The organism is Bacillus sp. SD127 (assembly GCF_058566445.1).
The window spans coordinates 2658633-2678906 of sequence record NZ_CP191226.1; the positions used below are offsets into that span (position 1 = coordinate 2658633).

General features: G+C 44.2%; 17 protein-coding genes, 1 riboswitch and 1 other annotated feature. All 17 genes read right to left on the minus strand.

All coding sequences use genetic code 11. The annotated features are described in order from the left end of the window. Positions 1-55 precede the first annotated feature (55 nt). The 17 genes from ileS to ACQVGS_RS13895 all read right to left on the minus strand — a co-directional run bounded on the left by ileS (position 56) and on the right by ACQVGS_RS13895 (position 20262). Positions 56-2821, minus strand: coding sequence for an isoleucine--tRNA ligase (gene ileS / locus ACQVGS_RS13815; protein WP_491830292.1), 2766 nt, complete (start codon positions 2819-2821; stop codon positions 56-58). 51 nt (positions 2822-2872) lie between these two features. Beyond that, positions 2873-3100, minus strand: a binding site (T-box leader). Positions 3101-3162: 62 nt separating this feature from the next. Continuing rightward, positions 3163-3657: a septum site-determining protein DivIVA gene (gene divIVA, locus ACQVGS_RS13820; protein ID WP_010334179.1), complete on the minus strand. Its 495-nt coding sequence runs from the start codon at positions 3655-3657 to the stop codon at positions 3163-3165. A gap of 94 nt (positions 3658-3751) precedes the next feature. Further along, the gene (locus ACQVGS_RS13825; protein ID WP_095713801.1) at positions 3752-4525 is read right to left on the minus strand and encodes a YlmH family RNA-binding protein; all 774 of its coding nucleotides are present in this window, start codon (positions 4523-4525) and stop codon (positions 3752-3754) included. A gap of 61 nt (positions 4526-4586) precedes the next feature. Next, positions 4587-4859 (minus strand): YggT family protein, encoded by a 273-nt coding sequence (locus tag ACQVGS_RS13830; protein ID WP_003221463.1) that lies wholly within the window; start codon positions 4857-4859, stop codon positions 4587-4589. A 6-nt stretch (positions 4860-4865) separates the two neighbouring features. Further along, positions 4866-5318 (minus strand): cell division protein SepF, encoded by a 453-nt coding sequence (sepF, locus tag ACQVGS_RS13835; RefSeq protein WP_024121333.1) that lies wholly within the window; start codon positions 5316-5318, stop codon positions 4866-4868. Next, complete coding sequence (locus ACQVGS_RS13840; RefSeq protein ID WP_127695275.1) at positions 5315-6007, minus strand: YggS family pyridoxal phosphate-dependent enzyme; 693 nt, start codon at positions 6005-6007, stop codon at positions 5315-5317. The genes sepF and ACQVGS_RS13840 overlap by 4 nt, the downstream gene beginning before the upstream one ends. A gap of 6 nt (positions 6008-6013) precedes the next feature. Continuing rightward, positions 6014-6850: a peptidoglycan editing factor PgeF gene (pgeF, locus tag ACQVGS_RS13845; protein WP_127695277.1), complete on the minus strand. Its 837-nt coding sequence runs from the start codon at positions 6848-6850 to the stop codon at positions 6014-6016. 161 nt (positions 6851-7011) lie between these two features. Beyond that, a complete protein-coding gene (locus ACQVGS_RS13850; RefSeq protein ID WP_010334173.1) occupies positions 7012-7257 on the minus strand; it encodes a YlmC/YmxH family sporulation protein in 246 nt (81 codons plus the stop codon). An 82-nt stretch (positions 7258-7339) separates the two neighbouring features. Continuing rightward, positions 7340-8620 (minus strand): acetylornithine deacetylase, encoded by a 1281-nt coding sequence (locus ACQVGS_RS13855; protein ID WP_491830293.1) that lies wholly within the window; start codon positions 8618-8620, stop codon positions 7340-7342. A 90-nt stretch (positions 8621-8710) separates the two neighbouring features. Then, positions 8711-8813: riboswitch (TPP riboswitch) on the minus strand. Positions 8814-8821: 8 nt separating this feature from the next. After that, on the minus strand, positions 8822-9616 hold the full coding sequence (locus tag ACQVGS_RS13860; protein WP_151175006.1) for an ABC transporter ATP-binding protein: 795 nt from the start codon (positions 9614-9616) through the stop codon (positions 8822-8824). Between the two features lie 156 nt (positions 9617-9772). Next, complete coding sequence (gene sigG / locus ACQVGS_RS13865; protein WP_010334169.1) at positions 9773-10555, minus strand: RNA polymerase sporulation sigma factor SigG; 783 nt, start codon at positions 10553-10555, stop codon at positions 9773-9775. 139 nt (positions 10556-10694) lie between these two features. Continuing rightward, positions 10695-11414: an RNA polymerase sporulation sigma factor SigE gene (sigE, locus tag ACQVGS_RS13870; protein ID WP_024121327.1), complete on the minus strand. Its 720-nt coding sequence runs from the start codon at positions 11412-11414 to the stop codon at positions 10695-10697. A 62-nt stretch (positions 11415-11476) separates the two neighbouring features. After that, a complete protein-coding gene (gene spoIIGA, locus ACQVGS_RS13875; RefSeq protein ID WP_151175204.1) occupies positions 11477-12406 on the minus strand; it encodes a sigma-E processing peptidase SpoIIGA in 930 nt (309 codons plus the stop codon). A gap of 194 nt (positions 12407-12600) precedes the next feature. After that, positions 12601-16908 (minus strand): S8 family serine peptidase, encoded by a 4308-nt coding sequence (locus tag ACQVGS_RS13880; RefSeq protein ID WP_400152264.1) that lies wholly within the window; start codon positions 16906-16908, stop codon positions 12601-12603. 307 nt (positions 16909-17215) lie between these two features. Beyond that, positions 17216-18364 (minus strand): cell division protein FtsZ, encoded by a 1149-nt coding sequence (gene ftsZ, locus ACQVGS_RS13885; RefSeq protein WP_024121324.1) that lies wholly within the window; start codon positions 18362-18364, stop codon positions 17216-17218. Between the two features lie 35 nt (positions 18365-18399). Then, a complete protein-coding gene (gene ftsA / locus ACQVGS_RS13890; RefSeq protein ID WP_127695283.1) occupies positions 18400-19722 on the minus strand; it encodes a cell division protein FtsA in 1323 nt (440 codons plus the stop codon). Positions 19723-19896: 174 nt separating this feature from the next. After that, positions 19897-20262: a small basic family protein gene (locus ACQVGS_RS13895; protein ID WP_010334164.1), complete on the minus strand. Its 366-nt coding sequence runs from the start codon at positions 20260-20262 to the stop codon at positions 19897-19899. Positions 20263-20274 lie beyond the last annotated feature (12 nt).

The following is a 20274-nucleotide window of genomic DNA, read 5'->3' on the forward strand; positions in this document are numbered from 1 at the left end:
ACGATGTCACTCTTGGCACAAAAAAAGGCCCGGCTTTTGCGCCGGGCTCTTTTCATTAGTTCTGATAATACTTTTCAACGATTTCAGCGTTGCGCTGTGACAATGTAGGATATTTCGGGTTCGCACCTACATCTTTAGAAATCACACGGGATCTCTCACACATTTCGCCTTCAGCTTTCTCGACAGCGATTTTCCCTGTCTCAAAGCTTTGCGCATCGTTTGGCGCTTCATTTTCTTCGCTGATGGTTAATTCAGAAACAATAAACAGCTGAGAAAGATTTTCTTTAATAGAAGCTAATAGCTCTTTGTTTTCTTTATTCGGATACAATTTCAGGCTTGCTTCCAATGATTTACCAATGATTTTTTCATTTCGCGCTGTTTCTAACGCTTTTAGCACATCATCACGAAGAGACATAAAACGGTCAAACTTATCTTCTGTCGCTTCGCTGTTTGGAACCGCAATCGTTTCCGGCATGTCTGTCAGCTGAACGCTCTGCTCGTCAACGAATGTTAAGTGAGACCATAATTCGTCAGCGGTATGAGGCAGAATCGGTGCTGTAAGCTTCACTAACGCAAGCAGCGTTTCGTAGAATACAGTCTGCATGCTGCGTCTATCCGGATGATCCGCATGCTCAATGTATACAATATCCTTAGCGAAATCCAGATAGAATGAGCTTAATTCAATTGTACAGAAATTATGGATGCTGTGATACACAACCGCAAATTCGTACTCGTCATACGCTTTTTTCACTTTATCAATCAGTTTGTTTAGCTTAATCAGCATGTACTGATCGACTTCACGAAGATCTTCAACAGCCACCGCATTTGTTTTTGGATCAAAATCGAACAGGTTGCCGTGAAGGAAACGGAACGTGTTGCGGATTTTACGGTATACTTCAGCAACCTGCTTCAGAATCGCATCAGACACGCGAACATCCGCCTGGTAGTCAACAGAAGACACCCATAATCTCAAAATGTCGGCGCCAAGCTGTTTCATGACTTTTGCTGGAACGACGACGTTACCGATGGATTTACTCATTTTGCGTCCTTCTCCATCCAGTGCAAACCCATGGCTGAGCACACCTTTATATGGCGCTTTTCCTGTTACGGCTACTGCTGTTGATAGAGATGAGTTAAACCAGCCCCGGTATTGGTCAGAGCCTTCAAGGTATAAATCAGCCGGCCGAACGAGATCCTCGCGTTCTTCAAGCACCGCTTGGTGGGAAGAACCAGAATCAAACCAAACATCCATGATGTCCTGTTCTTTTGTAAAAGTGCCGTTCGGGCTTCCAGGATGCGTAAAGCCTTCCGGAAGAAGATCCTTCGCTTCTTTTTCAAACCAAATGTTTGAGCCATGTTGTCTAAACAATTCTGAAACGTGCTCAATCGTTTCATCTGTGATGATTGGCTCGCCGTTTTCAGCATAAAATACCGGAATCGGCACACCCCATGCACGCTGTCTGGAAATACACCAGTCTCCGCGGTCACGAACCATGTTGTGCAAACGCTGCTCGCCCCATTCAGGAACCCATTTGGTTTCTTTAATGGCATCCAGCAGGTCTGATCTGAAATCTTTAATAGACGCAAACCATTGCGCAGTTGCTCTGAAAATGGTTGGTTTCTTTGTTCTCCAATCGTGCGGATAGGAGTGTGTAATGAATTCAAGCTTCACGAGTGCGCCTTTTTCTTCGAGCTGCTGTGTGATCACTTTGTTTGCATCATCATAGAACATACCTTCAAAGCCAGGAGCTTCGCTTGTCATCACACCTTTTTCATCAACCGGACAAAGGACGTCTAAGCCGTATTTTTGGCCAATGATAAAGTCATCTTCCCCATGTCCCGGTGCTGTATGAACACAGCCTGTTCCGGCGTCAGTTGTCACGTGATCGCCAAGCATAACGAGTGAATCTCTGCCGTATAGCGGATGTTCAGCGATAATATTTTCGAGATCTTTCCCTTTGATCGTTCTTGTCACTTCATACTGCTCAAAGCCGCATGCAGAAGCTACAGCTTCAACCAGTGCACTTGCTACAACAAAGCGATCATCACCGACTGCAATCACGCTGTATTCCAGATCAGGATGAACTGAAATGCCGAGGTTTGCAGGAATCGTCCAAGGCGTTGTTGTCCAAATGATGATGCGCTCGCCATTTTCAAGCACGCCTTTTCCGTCTTTTACGCCAAAAGCAACGTAAATAGATGCTGAGCGTTTGTCTTGATATTCGATTTCCGCTTCAGCTAAAGCAGACTCACTTGAAGGTGACCAGTTAACCGGTTTAAGGCCTTTATAAATATAGCCTCGTTTTGCCATTTCACCGAAAACGCGGATTTGCTGCGCTTCATATTCCGGTTTCAGTGTCACATATGGATTTTCCCAGTCGCCGCGGACTCCAAGACGCTTGAATTGCTCACGCTGACCCTCAATTTGCTTCCATGCATATTCTTCGCATAGCTTGCGGAATTCAGCTACTGACATTTCTTTGCGGTTCACTTTTTTGTTTTTTGTAAGAGCTGTTTCAATCGGCAACCCGTGTGTATCCCAGCCCGGTACATACGGTGCGTTGTACCCGCTCATTGATTTGTAGCGGACGATGAAGTCCTTTAAAATTTTGTTAAGCGCGTGGCCCATGTGGATATCGCCGTTTGCGTACGGAGGTCCGTCATGTAAAACAAATTTAGGGCGGTCTTTCGTCCGTTCCTGTACTAGACTGTAGATATCCTGCTCCTCCCATTTCTTTTGCATGTCAGGCTCACGGTTTGGCAAGTTGCCTCGCATCGGAAAATCTGTTTTCGGCATTAAGAGCGTGTCTTTGTAATCCATTTTCATTCCTCCACCAATTTTTTCAGAAAATAAAAAAAGCCCTCTCATCCCATAAGGGACGAGAAAGCTTATCTCGCGGTACCACCCTTTTAGAAAAAGCCAGGCTTACGCTTTTTCCTCTCGAGCATCGTAACGTGATGAACGTCCTAACCTACTGTGAGTTCAGAAAGGAAACTTAAGGGCTGATCTACATGATTCCGGCCATCCCGGACTTTCACCATCTCCGGGTCGCTATGAAGGCATGATGGAAACATGACTGTCCCTTTCAACCGTCTTTTCATCTGAATTTATGAACGTATTATATTCGACAAGCTAAGAAAATGTCAAGGTAATCAGAGAATTTATTCCTTTTCCTCAAACACAGCGTCGACTTCATACTCAAGCAAATGATCCCAATCATCATTTTTCAGAAGATCAAGCTGCGCTTCAATCAGCATTTGGAAACGTGTTCTGAACACTTTAGACTGTTTTTTCAGCTCTTCGATTTCCATTGCGATTTTTCTTGATTTCGATAAAGATTCGTTGATGATGCGATCAGCGTTTTTCTCCGCTTCCCGAACAATCAGCTTTGCTTCCTTTTGAGAATTGCGCTTTACGTCCTCAGCTGCTTCTTGGGCAACCAGAATGGATTTATTCAGCGTTTCTTCAATGTTGGCAAAGTGTCCGATTCTTTCATCGAGCTCATTGACTTTCGCTTCAAGCTCTGTTTTTTTACGGAGAACAATTTCGTAATCTTTTCTGACTTGACTCAGAAATTCATTTACCTCGTCTTCATCATATCCGCGAAAACTTTTTGTAAACGTCTTGTTGTGAATATCATTCGGCGTTAATGGCATGATGCCACCTCCATTTTTTACATTTCAGTACGGTTATCTAGTTCACATTATAAAACAAATTTCGCACAGATGGAGAAAAAAACTGAAAAACCGACTATTTTTGTCGTTCAAACGTGACTCTCCACTTGTCTTTTTTGGTTTTCCCTTCGATTTTTGTCAGGCTGCAGCGGCCAAAGCCCCTGATAGAGAGCATATCCCCTTCAGCAACCTGGTAAGAAGGGTCTTCAACAACCTTCCAGTTCACTTTTACGAGACCGTTTTTCACCAGCGTTTGTGATTTCTGGCGTGATTGCCTGCTCATAGAGGCGCAGACCGCGTCAAGCCTTAAAGAAGAAACGGTGTCATCTCTTATTTCGACATCTCGTGCAGGAATTTCAAGGTCTGACAAGTCAATTTTCTCAAGCTTGACTGCAGCTTTTCCGGCTTGGGTAAGCTGAGCCGCAACAAAATCGGCTGTATCAGCTGAGACAATGATTTGCACCGCCGTCTCTGAAAACACTAAATCGCCAAACTTTTGCCGCTTCAGACCGATTCCCATTAACGAACCAAGGAGAGACCGGTGATCAACCGTCACAAATTTTTCAGCATAGCGAACGTCAAACGCCTGAAGCTCAAAATCCGATTCTTCCGGCGTAATGTACTCAGGATATAAAATGGCCCGTTTTCGCTCCGCTCTGTCATAGCCGCCGGAAAAAGCCAGTCCTACATCTGCCTGTCCCGTGACCGCAGCGAGAATGACCTGCTCCCGGGGATCTAAAAAGTCGGTCAGCTTCATCCGGTACTGTTCCTGGACAATTCTTTTCCATTCGAGCGCCTGATCGATAAAGGCACGCTCTTCTTTTCTGAAGTGCTGATAAATATCGCTCATCGTCTTTCCCTTCTATGTAAAGAGGCTTGGCTGCTGCCAAGCCCCCTATCAAACTGTCACCTTAAAACGCAATCATGCGATAAAGCCCCCACAAGCCGGTTGTTGCAAACCGCAGCACAAGAATGGCTACGATTGGCGAGATATCCAGCATTGCAATTGGAGGGATGATTTTTCTGAATGGCTCGAGATATGGTTCACAGATCGACGCTAAAAACCGTCCGACTGCTGTTTCCCTCGTACTCGGCACCCATGACATAAAAATATATATGATCAGGGCAAATGAGTATATTGTAATTAATAAGCTTAAAACCGAAAAAACTTGATAAAGGATCATCTCGCTTTACCACCTCTGATCGTCTTCAGATATGAGCTCAGAAATTGTGCCTGAAACATCTACGTTGTCAGGCGTGCATAGGAAAATATCTGAACCGATTCTTTGGATATCGCCGCCAATGGCATAAACGGTGCCGCTTAAAAAGTCAACAATCCGTTTCGCCTGGTCATGCTGTATCCGCTGAAGATTGACGACAACTGCCCGCCTGTTCTTCAGATGGTCGGCTATTTCCTGCGCCTCCGCATAAACGCGCGGCTCACTCAACACCACTTTAGAGGATTTCTGAACACTTTGCAAGCTTACTACATTCTGTTTGGCTGCTGGTTTACCAGCATTATAAGCAGGTTTTTCTTTTTGTTCCTGTTCTTCATGAGAATCCCGCTCAGTTTCAATATATTCGTATTCGTATTCTTCTTCATCCATTGAGAAAAAGTTTTTCAGTTTATTTTTCATACTCATTGCTGTACACCCCCTGTTTCATTTCCGACTAACGATGAGCCGATTCTAATATAAGTAGCCCCTTCTTCAATCGCGATTTCAAAATCATTTGACATGCCCATCGACAGTTCTGTACATGGAGCGTTCGGCTGTTTCAGCTCTTGAACCTGATCACGAAGTTCTCTAAGCGTTCGGAAACAGCTTCTAATCTCATCTTGGTCATCAGTCAGTGGAGCCATTGTCATCAGTCCGGCCACAACAATGTTGTCAAAGCCGGAAAGCTCCTGTATGAATGGTATCACTTCTTCTTTATTCATGCCGTGTTTAGAGGGCTCAAGCGAGGTATTGACCTGCACAAAGCATTGGACAGCACCTTCAGCCCGTTTTTCAATTTCTTTCGCTAATGAAAGCCGGTCCAGGGAATGAATATAGGAAACTGAATTGACGACAGCTTTTACTTTTCTTGATTGAAGGCTGCCGATAAAATGCCATTCCGGATTTCCTTTAATGATTTCCTGTTTGCGAAGCAGTTCGGCGTCCCGGTTCTCTCCGAGGCACTTGATGCCCGCATCGACCGCCTCCTGTGCTCTTTCAGGCGACACATATTTTGTGACTGCAATAACCGTAACTTCATCGGATCTGCGGCCCGATCTGTTACATGCTTCGTTTATTCGTTCGTTTATATGTCGTAAATGATCAACAACACGCAAGATCTTTTATGCCTCCTTCATTCCGATAAAGGACATCATCCGTCCTGTTTTCCCCTGATCTCGCCGATGGGAAAAGAAAAGTGACGGCTCACTTTCCGTACATAAACCGCTGACAGAAATCTGCTCATTTGCCAAACCGCTGTCAATCAGTATGAGTCGGTTCAGCTCTTTCAGGTCAAGCTGATACTGCCCCTGCCCCGCCTGATTCACGGCGCGATCTGCTGAAAACGGCAATGCGCGGACAGCATTCATCACACGGTCATCTACCGTATAGCGCGCACCGCAGATAGACGGTCCGACAACAGCGTATATATCAGAAAGCTTCGAGCCCTCCTGTTCGGTCCATTGCTTCACCATTTCTCTGCCAATCTGTTTGACCGTGCCTTTCCATCCGGCATGAGCGATCCCGACAAGCGATTTCACCGGATCGAAAAAGAATAGGGGCACACAATCAGCAAAGCATAATGCCAAAAATACATTTTTATCATTTGTATAGAGCCCGTCTGTTGCTTTAAAAGCTGAGTGATACTCACGGGCGCCTTTTCCCCTATCCCTCTGCGTCACTTTTTGGACGCGATTGTCGTGTGTCTGGTCAGCAAATACCCAAGACTGCAAATCAATATTAAACATATCGGCTATATATTCACGATTTTTAACCACATCTGCATCTTTGTCATGAACGTGCAATCCTGTATTTAACGACTCAAAAGGTTTTTGACTGACACCGCCGTTTTTCGTAGTAAATCCGGCAATGACTTCTGCATCGTTTTGATTCGTTTGTTTCCAGTCTTGTATCATGAGTGTCGAGGGGGTGGTGAGACTGAATGGGTGATATGTATTCATGATGATCCAACCTTTCGACAAACATTTATAAGGCGTAATTTCCCACTTATTTTACCACATCTTTCTGCATTCGTTTAGCGCCGATTTACATATTTCATAAATGAAATGTGCCGGAAGAGTTCAGACTTCCGGCATTTGACAATCAGCAGCAAAAAAGCAGGTTAAGCGTGGGATTCACTTAATCGGACTAAAATGACATCTTCTCCGATTTTAACTATATTTCGCCAAGGAATGACCATTTCCTCTTCCTTTCCAAAAAAACCGAGAACTTTTCCATTTCCCCCTAGTATAATCGCCTGAATTTTTCCTGTGGTGACATTGATATCAATATCACCGATGCTCCCTAATTTTTTTCCGTTAGAGACATTGACGACATCCTTTACTTGAAATTCTGAAATGCTGATCATCCCATCACGTCCTTTTTCGGTCCTTTTTTCTAGTATATGAACGGGCGGGCTGAACCTTGTCAGCAAGGAGAAATTTTCATGATCATTGTTCTTTTTTGCGGCTGCACCAGCTTATGATGAACGTGAGCATGATTTTCGTATAATCTACGAGCTGCTCAATCGATACCTCTTCATTAACGGCATGAGCATTATATAAATCGCCCGGTCCGTATATTACGCTTGGAATACCGGCATGATAAAGCCATCCACCATCGGTTACGGTTTGAGATACGTCAATGACCGGGCGTTCCCGTTTGATCTCCTCGTGTGACGCCGTAAGGGCTAAAACGCCGGGATGAGCCGGATCAACTTCCAAGGCCGGAAAAATTTCTCCTCTTTCTTCAATCATTGAAGAGCCTCCCCATTTGAAGACAGGACGGTTTTCCCTCAGCCAAATATCACTGTCACTCAGCCTGTTGATGTAATCTTCTATTTCAGCAGCCACTTCTTCATGCGTTTCATTGGGATAAAAATGGACGGTAATCCATAATCGGCACTCATCCGCTATAAAGGCCGCATGTCTGCCTCCTTCTATAACAGCGGGATTAATTGTGTTTGTACCGGGGGTAAAGCCAGGATAGCTTTTCATAATGGCCCAATGTCGCTCCAGCTCACCGAGTCCAGAAATGATTTTTGCCATTTTTTCGATTGCGCTCGCCCCGAAGGTTCCTCCGCCAGCGTGGATCATATTCCGTCTTGTTCCATCGTGAAACGTTTGACTGCTTTTCATTTCGATCCAGCCTGTAATCACTCCGCCTTGACCTTGAATATGCATATCGCTCGTATCCGCCACAACTGCAAAGTCTGCGTGATAGCCCTTTTTGCAGCATTCAAGCGTGCCGGCCTCTCCGACTTCCTCCCCGATGACCGATTGCAGAATCAAATCGCCCGGGAGCTCAACGCCCGCTTCACGAATCAGCTTTAAAGCAAACAGCACACAGGCCATTCCGCCTTTCATATCTGAAGCGCCCCGGCCGATTAAGAAACCGTTTTTCTCACTGGGACAAAATGGGTCATGCACCCAGTCCTCGCCCTCTTTTACCTCTGCCACATCGACATGCCCATTGATGATTAAACTTTGATAGGCTGCTGAATTTGTTCCCTTTAAAACACCCACAACATTGGGATCTCCTGGATAAACGTCCCATTTGTCGATGGAAAACCCCCGTTCAAGCAAAAACTGTGCAATCCATGTTTGGATGCTGTCTGTATTTCTCGCAGGCGGCGCCGGTGTTTTAAAAGAAATCAGCGTTTTCGCAAGCTCAATGAGCTCGTCTTTTTGTTCTTCCGCTTTTTTCAGTAAAGATTCTACTTGATCAATCATGTTATCCGCTCCTATTTTTAATAGAAAAAAGCCGTTTCATATTCATGAAACGGCTTAATAAAGAAAGCAGAGTGCAAGCTGCTGCATTCTCCGCTTTTTTCACCGCTTCCCTCCGCTGGTATGATCCAGATCAGGTCAATAAGGGTTGAGACAAGCGTCTCTCTCAGCTTCGAAAGCACCCCCAGGATGAATCGTATGTTGTTATGCATTTGTTACCGGCTCAGCTCTTGTTAAAAACGGACGATCCTGATTCCATAATACACGGATCGGCGTATCAAAAAAAGAAGAAAGTGATTCGTCTGTCAGCATGTCTTTCATGTGTCCTGACCTAAAGACTTCTCCCTTTTTTAACAAGAGGGCTTTATCAAAAATCGGCAAAATTTCTTCCGCATGATGCGTAACATAAAGAATAGACGGCGCATTTTCCCTGCTTGCAATGTGCGTAATCGTATCTAACAGTTTTTCCCGGGCAATAAAATCAAGTCCTGTAACTGGTTCGTCCAGTATAAGCAGCTCCGGATCAGCCATTAGCGCTCTTGCGATTAAAGCTCTTTGTTTCTCTCCTTGAGAAAGAGTTTCGTAGCGGCGGTCGGCATAATCAATGGCTCCTAAGTCCTCGAGCAGGGCAATCGCTTTTTCTCTGATTTCCGCACTTGGTGTTTCATACAAGCCAATCGAAGCATATGCCCCGCTCAGAGCAATTTCAAAAGCTGAATCTGCCGGATACAATTTTTGCTGAAGACCCGCTGAGACAAGGCCGATTTTTCGTCTGAGTTTATCTCCCAGCTCCGTTTTTCCGAATACATGACCAAGCACCTGCATCTCGCCTGTTGTCGGAAAATAGTAAGAGCATAGCATATTTAACAGCGCAGTCTTCCCTGCTCCATTTAATCCGTAAAGCACCCAGTTCTCCTTTTCTTCTACTTTCCAATGAATATCCTTTAGTATCCATTTTCCATTCCGTTTTAGTGAGACATTGTCAAGCTGCAAAATCATTGTGGTCCTCCTCTTTCCAAACCGAATAATTGTTTTAATTTTCACAAAACTGTGTACGGACTAGGATACCTTACTTTTTCGAAAACGTAAACCGCCCGCTTCTAAATAGAAAAGCCTTTAAAACAATTTCTGTTTTAAAGGCTTTCCACGTCCATGCTATTGATGAATATTCTTATTCATTTGTTTGATTGCTGCCTTTTCCAGTCTGGACACCTGTGCTTGAGAAATCCCGATTTCTTCGGCTACTTCCATTTGCGTTTTTCCTTGGAAGAACCGTTTTCTTAAAATCATTTTTTCCCTCTCGTTCAGCCTTCTCATGCCCTCTTTCAAAGCCAGCTCTTCAATCCATTGTGTATCTTTGTTGCGTTCATCACTGATTTGATCCATGACATAAATCGGATCTCCGCCGTCATTGTAGATCGGTTCAAAAAGAGATACCGGATCTTGAATGGCGTCGAGTGCAAACACAATTTCTTCGTGCGGTACTTCAAGAACTTTGGCGATATCCTCTGCCGTCGGCTCCTTGCTTGTCTCACTGATTAACCGTTCTCTTACCTGGAGTGCCTTATATGCGATATCCCTAAGTGATCTCGAGACACGTATCGGGTTATTATCGCGTAAATACCTGCGGATCTCTCCGATAATCATAGGTACAGCGTATGTTGAAAACTTAACATTGTGGCTTAGATCAAAATTATCTATGGATTTCATTAGTCCGATGCAGCCGACTTGAAATAAGTCATCAACATACTCCCCTCTGTTATTAAATCTTTGAATGACACTTAAGACAAGACGCAAGTTCCCGTTTACAAGCTTTTCTCTGGCTGAATCATCACCTTCGTCCTGCAATTGCCTAAACAGCTTTCTCATTTCTTCATTCTTGAGTACGGGTAATTTGGAGGTATCCACCCCGCAGATTTCGACTTTATTTCTCGACACTTTTTTCCCTCCCTACAGGAGCTGCTGTACAACGTTAAGTATCTCCTCGGGTGGGAAAAATATGCACTGCACTCAAACCGAAAAATAGTCATAATTGGGAAATCCTTGTAGAATCAAGGGATTAACCCGCAAAAATTTTTTACACCATTTTGTTGAATTCTTTTCGCAATCTTTTAATGATTCTTTTTTCCAGACGGGAAATATAGGATTGGGAAATCCCCATCATATCCGCAACATCCTTTTGGGTCTTTTCCTCTTCGCCGACGAGCCCAAAACGCAGTTCCATGATTTGTTTCTCCCTCTCATTTAACTGTTCGAGCGCTTTTTTTAGAAGCTTTTTATCTACATTTGCTTCAATGTCCTTTGTGATGATGTCGTCATCCGTGCCCAGCACATCAGAAAGCAGAAGCTCATTGCCGTCCCAATCAATATTAAGCGGTTCATCAAAAGAAACTTCTGAACGGATTTTGTTGTTTCTCCTTAAATACATCAGGATTTCATTCTCGATACAGCGAGAGGCATATGTAGCCAGCTTGATTTTCTTTTCCGGATTGAAGGTATTCACAGCTTTGATTAATCCAATGGTGCCGATGCTGATTAAATCTTCAATATTAATTCCCGTGTTTTCAAATTTCCGTGCGATATAGACGACAAGCCGCAGGTTGCGTTCGATCAAAATAGCGCGGGCCGCCTGGTCGCCGCTTGGGAGCTTCATTAATAGAACCTGCTCCTCGTCTTTTGATAATGGCGGCGGCAAAGCTTCACTCCCTCCTATGTAATACACTTCATCGCTTTTTAAGCCCAGTTTCATCAGCAGCTTATACCAGAGGTGCGTCAACCGCAATTTAAGTTTTTTCATCTTCCTCTCCCTTCTAAATGTCACGTCTTATGAGTATGATAAGTAACGGACATTTGCGAACATTAGGATACGTGCTTAATGGCCTTTCCGGACAGCATTTTCGGATGAATAATCGCGTCAAAATCTCCATCTGCCGACAGCTTTGACGTGCTGATGCCGATTAAGCATTTATCCGCGGAAATCATTTCATCTTTTGTCATAATCGTTACATGATCCGGTTTGATACATAATAAAAATTGATGCTGCTGGCCTACTCCCCGATATGGGATCAGCCTCATTTTATCTAAAAAACGAAACGAATCATCAAGCTGTTCAATCGCTTCCATCGGGTCTGCATTTCGGATAATCACCGTTTCAGCCTCTCCGAAAATTGGTTCAAGCTTATCAATGTGAAGAATCATGACCGGCGTTTTTGTGAGCGGATCATACAGCTGGTTGCCGGAATCCACCAGGCCTCTTGCGTGCAGTGTTTGGCCGCCCAGGTCCGCCTGTACCCTGACTCGTTCCTCATATTGAATGTTTTTTGTTTCAATATCTTCGATTCTTCTCTTGGAAAAAAACCATAATGCGGGAAAGCCAGCCACGATAAACATCCAGCTGATCGGGTCGCCAAATCCGGTTTGATTGGTGATCATGACACCGTTTCTGACAATAGAGTTTGACTGCAGCAATGAATGTGCTCCGATTATTCCCCCTCCCATTAGAAAAGTAGCAAAATAAAAGGAAAACAAATTTTGAAAGAAATAGCGAAACCGCTTAAAACCGAATGTCACGAGCACAATGACAACCGAAAAAGCGAGCTTTCCGGCCGGGTTCTCAACGATCGGCGAGAAAGGAGTAAACATCAAAAGGACAATACTTGACCCGATAAACGCGCCGCCTATCAATCTTCTTTTTTTTACATGGCGTTTCAAAATAAAAGCCGTCAGTAAAAGCAACAGTGCGTCAAAACAAAAGTTTAACAGCCAAATGACATCTAAATAGATTTTCACACCTGACCCCTTTCTTTCTTGCATCACGCTGTTCCCCTTCTTGTTTCATAAGTATAAAGCAAGCTCTGTGGGAAAGTCTGTCAATTAATGTTGAGAGGCCCATACAATTTTTCAGGGATAACTGCTTAATTTGTCGAGGGAATAAATGAGAGTATATAGAAAAAAAGCTGCCAAGAGCGGCAGCTTTCTTACACTTACTTTTCAGTATTGATATAAAGTTTTCCATTCGCTGTTTTTCTGGTTTCATTGCCGTAACCGTCTCGAACGATAACCTCTACTTTAGCTCCGTTTGCTTTAATAGAAGAAGTTGCTGTCCAGTAGCCTTCATATCGTCCCGGAGAAATTTCTCTTAACTGCAGCTCGGTAGCGTTTTGTACATTCGCTCTTGTATTTGTGAGCGGCAGGCGAATGACAAACGTTGCATCTGCACCTTTCGCGCTTGAAAAAGCGATTTTGACCGATTCACCGGCTTTTAAGGTTTTGTCCTCACCAGGAATCAGTCCGGTAATGACTGGCTGGTCAAAATTCACATCGACGACAGCTTTTTTCGTCGTTTTGTTGCCTGCTAAGTCAGTGGCTGTCACCTTTACTTCGTTGCTTCCGTTTTCCAAAAGGATACGGGCAGAGTAGGAACCGTCTGTGACCGTGGCTTTTTTGCCATTAACCTTTACTTCTTTCAAGTTGTCATCTGAAACAGTGCCTTTAACAGTCAGCGCTTCTTTATTGATTTTCTCGCCATCCTTTGGATTGTCGAGCGTCAGTTCAGGCTTGTCTTGATCAAGTGTGACCGTGACAGGACTTGAAGCATCTGTCGTTCCGGAGTCTGTTGATGCAGCCGCTGTCAGCTTGTTTTCCCCTTTACTGAGTGAAACTCCTGCCTCGAACGTGCCATCTTCGGCAGTTTTCGTTTCCCCTGCTTCTTTATCACCATTATAAAGGGTTACAGTCGTCCCCGGAGATGCCTTTCCTTTTACCGTGACGTTCTCCTTATTGGTGTATGCTTTATCTTCAGGAGAAGTAATGACAGGTACGGCAGCTTCATAATCGACTAACGCGCGAATCATATAGTTGCCGTCTTCTTTATCTCCTTTTTGCCATGTTCCGCTAACATACTGCCAGTTGCGATCTGAGTACTGCCCGGTTTCATCCATTGCCAAGCCTGGTGAATATGGATCGGGTTTTGACTGGATATATACAAGATAAAAGTCTTTATCGACCATAATCCCCTTCGAGCTGAGATCGACTTTCGTCCATTCGCCATTACGAAGAGCTTCCGCGTTATATGGTCCAGCAATTTTTTTGCCGGGTGCTCCATCTTTCCCTGTAGCATCGTAAACCTCGACCTTAAACTCTGTGCCGCCAGGATCAGGGAACTCCGTATCCCAGAATCTGAATAGCCCTCCTGTCAGCATGCCTTTTTCCTTGCCGTCAGCAAGTGACATTTTAACCGCCCATCCGTTTCCGGCCGCGAAATAGGAATTTGCATTCTCCGCTGTTCCGTCATCGTATCCGATCTCGCCTGGATAACCGACGAAAGGCTTCAGCACAGTTTCTTTCGTGATATCACCTTTTAAATCAACGGAAAATTCATCACTGTAATAGCCCGGTGCAGCCACTTTAATGGTGTAAGAGCCCTCGTAGGCCTCAAGTGTATATTCTCCTTTGTCGTTTGTAGTTGCCGGTTCAACAGCGGCATCCTCGATAACATAGACGGAAGCGCCTTTTACCGGCTCTCCTGTTGTTTTATTGATGACAGTGCCTTTTAATGTGCCTTTCTTTATTTCTTCTAACGTAAAATTAGCTTGGGTTGTCTGATCTGCCTGCAAAGACACTTTTTGCGTTTTTGATTGATAGCCGTAAGCTTCTGCCATAAGCGTGTAGTCTCCTGCTTTATGCGTCAGCTTGTACTGTCCGGTTGATTGGTCTGAATAGGTTGATTTTCCTGTTTCAACCACACTGACCTGTGCTCTGAGCGGCAATGCTTGCGGCTGCATATCAGCACTATGTTTTGTTTTGGCAGCTGTATTTGTTGATGGCTTAGCCTTTTTTGGATTAACCGCTTTTTTCTTTTGCTTTTCTGCCGGTTTTTGTACGCCCAGCTTATTCTTTTTGGCTGTTTTCCCGGAAGATTTGTCTGAAAGCTGAACATCATCAACGTACCAGCCCTCTTTTGCAATGCTTTCATCAGACTGAAGGTTAAACATCACTCGAATGTTTTGGCCTCTGTATGCGGATAAATTAATTTCTTCGCTGGTCCAGTTTGAAGTCTTTCCGTTATAGACCCCTGCCTGCTCCCAATTCGTTTCGCCTTCCGGTAAAACAAAAACGTAGCCATAATCAAAATCATTTTCCAGGTTGTGCCAGCTTTTAAATTGAAGAAACAGGCCGCCTGAATCAGGCACGTCAATTGGAGGCATAGTGAGATTCATATTCGCTCCATTGGCATAATTTCCAGTCAGGTTTGTCCCATATACTTTTTCTCCTGATGCAGCTGCATTAGGGCCTGATTCCGGAACTCCCCACTCCCAGTTATTATTTGTTCCGCTCGTAAGCCAGCCGCCTGGTTCTGTTTCAAAATCCTGCTTGTATCCAACAGTGATGCTAGGTTTCACGGTTACATCATATATGTCAGATTCGACAACATGGCCGCCAAAATCCTGAATGATCCACTTATAGCTTAATGCGGTCCCCTTTATACTTGGGATTTCCGCCTGGTACGTTCCTTTCAGATGATCTCCGCTGATTCGTTTAGCTTTGACCTCGTTCCATTCGCCTTGATCCAGCTTATAGGACAATTTCACGGATGTCACACTCACATTGTCTTCAGCTGTCAAGGTAAGCGGAAGGCTGGCACCTTCATAAGCTTCATTTACTTTCTCATGCTGATAGCCAGGCAGCTCCTCATCTTCCCCATCGACAGAAACTTGCCCTTCTGCTTTTCCTAAACCGTCTGTAACCGCTGATACGGCATCAAAAGCATTCACCAAACCATGACCGTATCCGTTATTCGGAGAGTCAGGGAATGTAGAATCCGTTAATGGCTCAGCCGTGCTTGTCAATATATCCTCCATCTCATCGACAGAAAGTGAGGCGTCTGCCTGCTTCAATAGCGCAGCAACAGCAGAAACATGCGGTCCTGCCATCGACGTGCCATCCCAACCGTCTTCATATGTCTGGCCGGGAACTGAAGACCGGATGTTTACGCCTGGAGCAGAAATTTCCGGCTTTGTTTCATCGTATGGCGACGGTCCCTGGAGTGAAAAATCGCCAAGCTTTTTGTTAATATCAGTCGCTCCGGTCGCAAACGCTTCCGGATAATTGGCAGGATTCGCAATAGAACCAGGTCCTCCCGGGTTAAAGAGGTCAGCATTTCCCGCAGAGAATTCCGGGAAAATGTCGGCCGCCCGCCACGCATTGACCATATCTCTGTACCATTCATCAAGGCCGGAGCCCCCGCCCCAAGAATTATTGACGACATCCGGAGCCATTTCCGGATGAGGGTTGCCCTCTGCGTCCTTTGGAGCTAAAATCCATTCACCAGCCTCCAAAATGTCAGCGTCTGTCCCGCCATCTTCAGAAAACGCCTTAACAGCAATCCATTTTGCGCCAGGTGCGACACCAATTTGATTCGTGCCATCAGGCTCAGAGCCAACCATTGTACCTGTTACATGAGTGCCGTGATCAAGATCATCGTATGGACTTGACTCGTTCGCTACAGCATCAAACCAGTTCATGTCATGATCAGGCTCATTGGGGCTTTCCGGATGAAACCCGCGATATTTTTCTTTTAATGCAGGGTGTTCCCATTCAACCCCGGTATCAATGGAGGCGACAACCGTACCCGTTCCGTCATAGCCAAGCTCCCAAGCCTTCGGTGCGTCTATTTGGTCTACATTCCATTCTACACCGTCAGTTGCTTTTATCGCTTTTTGTGCTTTTTTCATATTGAATGGGGAAGCGGATGACTTAAAAAGCTGCCGTTTTTCATTCGGAAGCACCTTTTCTACTTCAGGGAACTGCGCCACTTTCTCCATGACTTCTTTTGAAGCATGTACAGCAATTCCATTTACCACATAATAGGAGTGAATATCATCGGCGTTCCCTTTATTTTTCTGGCTGTTTAAATATTTCAAGACGTCTTTCTGAGCTTCATCAGCTGTCACTTTTAACGAAGACACGACGGCCGAACGCTTTTGATATTCCGTTTTAGCAGCGGTCAGCTTTTTAGATTTCGCTTTTTTGACAGCTGATTTTGCTGCTTTTTGGGTATCAGCTTGATCTTTAAATTTGATCAGAAAGGTAGTTTTTTCTTCTTTTTTAAAGCTTTTCTTTAATGAGCTGGAAATCTTGTTTTGAATCGATTCAGAAGATTGAAGCTCCTGTTTTACAGAAGAAGCAGCGCCTTTGCTGCTTGCCCCGGCTGCACCCGGAAACAGCAGTGAACTGACGACAACTGTACTCAAAACAGAACTGATCAGTCTGTTTTTCGTTTGTTTCCTCATTTTTTATCCCCCTTTTTTAAACCACTTTGTAAAAAAATGTCGTCCCTCCTTTAACATTCAATTTGTTTGTCAAAGCTTCGTTGTACGTTAACTGTAGACAATCTCAATTACAGATATTGTCGTTTTCTGTCATCTTATTTCCATATAAATGAAAATGATGATATGGTCATGAAATATCAGTAGGTATAATAGGTTGATTTGTTGTTATGTGTAGGAAGACATAGTGCAAAAGACATAATATATGAATGGAAATGGTTGAGGAAAAAATAAAAAAAGGACAAAATCGAAAACGATTTTGTCCTTTCAATTAGCCGCGTTTATTGCGGTTTCTTAAGAATGTCGGAATATCTAGCGTATCGTCAGCCGGCTGTGAGGTTTGACGGCTGACTGTGTTTTGATGCTGCGGTTCCTCTCGTTTCGGCTCACGTTTTGGAGCACTCTGATTATGTGATTTGATGTTCTGGTTTAATGATGGACGCTGGGGTTTCGTAACATCTTTCTCCTGTTCGATAAAACCAGTGGCAATTACCGTAACCACAATCTCGTCTTTAAGATTTTCGTTAATAACAGAACCGAAAATCATGTTTACATCCTGATCAGATGCAGAAGCGACAATGTCTGCTGCTTCCTGAACTTCATAAAGGCTCAGATTTGTTCCGCCAGTAATGTTCATTAAGACGCCTTGCGCGCCATCAATTGCTGCTTCAAGAAGCGGACTGGAAATGGCTTTTTTCGCAGCTTCTGCAGCACGGTTTTCTCCAGTCGCAATACCAATACCCATTAAAGCAGATCCTTTGTTTGACATGATCGTTTTCACATCAGCAAAGTCTAGGTTAATGAGACCAGGAGTAGCGATCAGGTCAGAAATACCTTGAACCCCCTGACGGAGTACGTTATCAGCTTCACGGAATGCTTCAAGCATCGGCGTGTTTTTATCAACAATTTCAAGAATACGGTCGTTCGGGATCACAATCAGCGTGTCCACCGCTTCTTTCATTGCAGAAATTCCGCCCGCCGCCTGCAGCTGTCTTTTGCGACCTTCGAACGTAAACGGTCTTGTAACGACTCCGACTGTTAATGCTCCTAAATCTTTTGCGATTTGCGCAATAACCGGTGCGGCACCTGTTCCTGTTCCGCCTCCCATACCAGCTGTTACGAATACCATGTCAGCGCCTTTTAGCGCTTCTTCAATCTGCTCCTTGCTTTCCTCTGCGGCTTTTTTCCCGACTTCCGGATTCGCACCTGCTCCCAATCCTCTAGTCAGCTTTGCGCCGATTTGCATTTTCACTTCCGCTTTTGACAGGTTAAGAGCTTGAGCGTCCGTATTTACCGCGATGTACTCTACTCCTTGCACTTCATTCTCAATCATTCGGTTGACCGCGTTGTTACCGCCGCCTCCTACTCCGATTACTTTAATTGATGCTAAGCCGTCTATGTTTGTTTCGAACTCCAACATGCTAAATCCTCCTAATCTGCCGAATGACTATCTATCTATTCCCAAAACATGCTTAATAGTTTTTTCATTTTGCTCTGTTTGTTATGTTCGGCTTGTGTTTTTTGTTTTCCTTTTGGCCGTTGCTGCATCTCATTTTGGTGATGATGCTGCTCTTGTTCCTCTGCTGATGAGACGGCGATTTCCTGTATCGCTTCTTCAGGCATCTTGAAGCCAATTTTTCTGCCTTGAATTCTTGCATTCCGGCAGGCGAATTGAATCATGCCAACTGCCGTCATATACTGAGGATCTCTTACACCGATATAATTCGGACTCGCCACTCTGACATTGTTTTGCAGCACATCCTGCGCTAGTGACATGGTACCAGGCATTGCTGCTTGTCCCCCTGTCAGCACGAAGCCTCCCGGCAGATCGCTAATTCCCATATTGCGAAGTTCTTCTGAAGCAATCTCAAGAATTTCTTCGACTCTTGCTTCTATGATATTCGCTGCTTCCTGCTGTGTAAATGTTTGTTTTTGATTGGTGCCTATAACGGTTACCTCAAATACTTCATCTTCTGAAGCCTCGTTATAGTAGGCATGTCCAAATTGTTTTTTCACACGTTCCGCTTCTTCTGTGGACGTTCTCAATCCGATGGAGATATCTTTGGTGATATTTTCGCCTCCGAGAGGAATGACACGGGTAGAAGTCAGGTGTCCGTTCTGGAACACGGCAATGGTGGTTGACCCTCCGCCTATATCAATGAGAGCCACACCGAGATTTTTCTCATCCTTTGACAAAGCAGCAGAACCGGCTGCCAGCGGCTGTAGACAAATATCAGTTATTTCAACACCGGCTCTTTCAACGCAGCGAAGCAAGTTATGTAATATTGTTTTTGAACCGGTGATCAGTGTGCCCTCTACTTCTAAACGCACACCTAGCATTTTTTTCGGGTCGGTAATTTCATCTCTTCCATCTACGATAAATTGTTTAGGAATGACGTCGACTATCAGCTGTTCATGCGGTATTGAAACAACCTGAGCCGCTTCCATGACGCGGCGGACATCTTCTACTTGAATTTCTTTATTTTCACTGGAAACTGCTACAACACCGTTTGTATCTTGAATATTGATATAATTTCCATTAACGCCGACAATAGCTTTTCTAAGCGGAAAACCTACCATTCTTTCAGCTTGGTCAAACGCTTTTCTTATAGAATGAACGGTCTCATCTATATCAACGATTGAGCCTTTTTTCAACCCTTCAGACGGTACATTTCCCACACCGATAATATTTAGGGAATCATCTGTCATTTCTCCGACGATCACTTTTGTATTGGACGTACCGATGTCAAGACTGACGTAAAGTTCATTGTTGTTCATTCTATGGCACCTCCTCACATTTCGATCATTTCTATTCTATTATTTGGGGAACAACAATACAATGAATGTGGCTTTACAAGTGTGTAACAAAAAATAACAACGGAATATTCCTTATGTGCTTTTCACATTTTATGTTTATTGAAAATATTCGTTATATCCTATGTATATCCTCTTTTATATCACATTTTTTTTATTTTTTTTAGAAAGAGTCCACTTTGTTAGTAGATTTCTTCTTATAACGGCTATATTCTGAAATAACCTGACTCCAAATGCGAATATACCTGCTAAATACAAGTCTACACCAAGATGGACTCCCAGAAAAGCTAAACTTATTGCCAATATAATATTAAAAAAGAAACCGGAAACAAATACCATTTCATCATATGTACCTTGTAAATGCGCCCTGATTCCGCCGATTAGAGTATCAAGTGCAGCAAGCACCGCAAGTGATAAATAATTTGAGTATTCACTCGGTATCGTTAAGTTTGTCATCAATCCGATCGTTATTCCGAGCACGAGTCCAAGCACGGGCAGCCACATGACAATTCTCCT

What these genes read in the sequence shown, in the direction of transcription:
- ileS (WP_491830292.1), bottom strand. Translation starts at nt 2,821, where the DNA reads ATGGATTACAAAGACACGCTCTTAATGCCGAAAACAGATTTTCCGATG.
- divIVA (WP_010334179.1), bottom strand. Translation starts at nt 3,657, where the DNA reads ATGCCATTAACGCCGAATGATATTCACAACAAGACGTTTACAAAAAGT.
- ACQVGS_RS13825 (WP_095713801.1), bottom strand. Translation starts at nt 4,525, where the DNA reads ATGAGCGATATTTATCAGCACTTCAGAAAAGAAGAGCGTGCCTTTATC.
- ACQVGS_RS13830 (WP_003221463.1), bottom strand. Translation starts at nt 4,859, where the DNA reads ATGATCCTTTATCAAGTTTTTTCGGTTTTAAGCTTATTAATTACAATA.
- sepF (WP_024121333.1), bottom strand. Translation starts at nt 5,318, where the DNA reads ATGAGTATGAAAAATAAACTGAAAAACTTTTTCTCAATGGATGAAGAA.
- pgeF (WP_127695277.1), bottom strand. Translation starts at nt 6,850, where the DNA reads ATGAATACATATCACCCATTCAGTCTCACCACCCCCTCGACACTCATG.
- ACQVGS_RS13850 (WP_010334173.1), bottom strand. Translation starts at nt 7,257, where the DNA reads ATGATCAGCATTTCAGAATTTCAAGTAAAGGATGTCGTCAATGTCTCT.
- ACQVGS_RS13855 (WP_491830293.1), bottom strand. Translation starts at nt 8,620, where the DNA reads ATGATTGATCAAGTAGAATCTTTACTGAAAAAAGCGGAAGAACAAAAA.
- ACQVGS_RS13860 (WP_151175006.1), bottom strand. Translation starts at nt 9,616, where the DNA reads ATGATTTTGCAGCTTGACAATGTCTCACTAAAACGGAATGGAAAATGG.
- sigE (WP_024121327.1), bottom strand. Translation starts at nt 11,414, where the DNA reads ATGAAAAAACTTAAATTGCGGTTGACGCACCTCTGGTATAAGCTGCTG.
- ACQVGS_RS13880 (WP_400152264.1), bottom strand. Translation starts at nt 16,908, where the DNA reads ATGAGGAAACAAACGAAAAACAGACTGATCAGTTCTGTTTTGAGTACA.
- ftsZ (WP_024121324.1), bottom strand. Translation starts at nt 18,364, where the DNA reads ATGTTGGAGTTCGAAACAAACATAGACGGCTTAGCATCAATTAAAGTA.
- ftsA (WP_127695283.1), bottom strand. Translation starts at nt 19,722, where the DNA reads ATGAACAACAATGAACTTTACGTCAGTCTTGACATCGGTACGTCCAAT.
- ACQVGS_RS13895 (WP_010334164.1), bottom strand. Translation starts at nt 20,262, where the DNA reads ATGTGGCTGCCCGTGCTTGGACTCGTGCTCGGAATAACGATCGGATTG.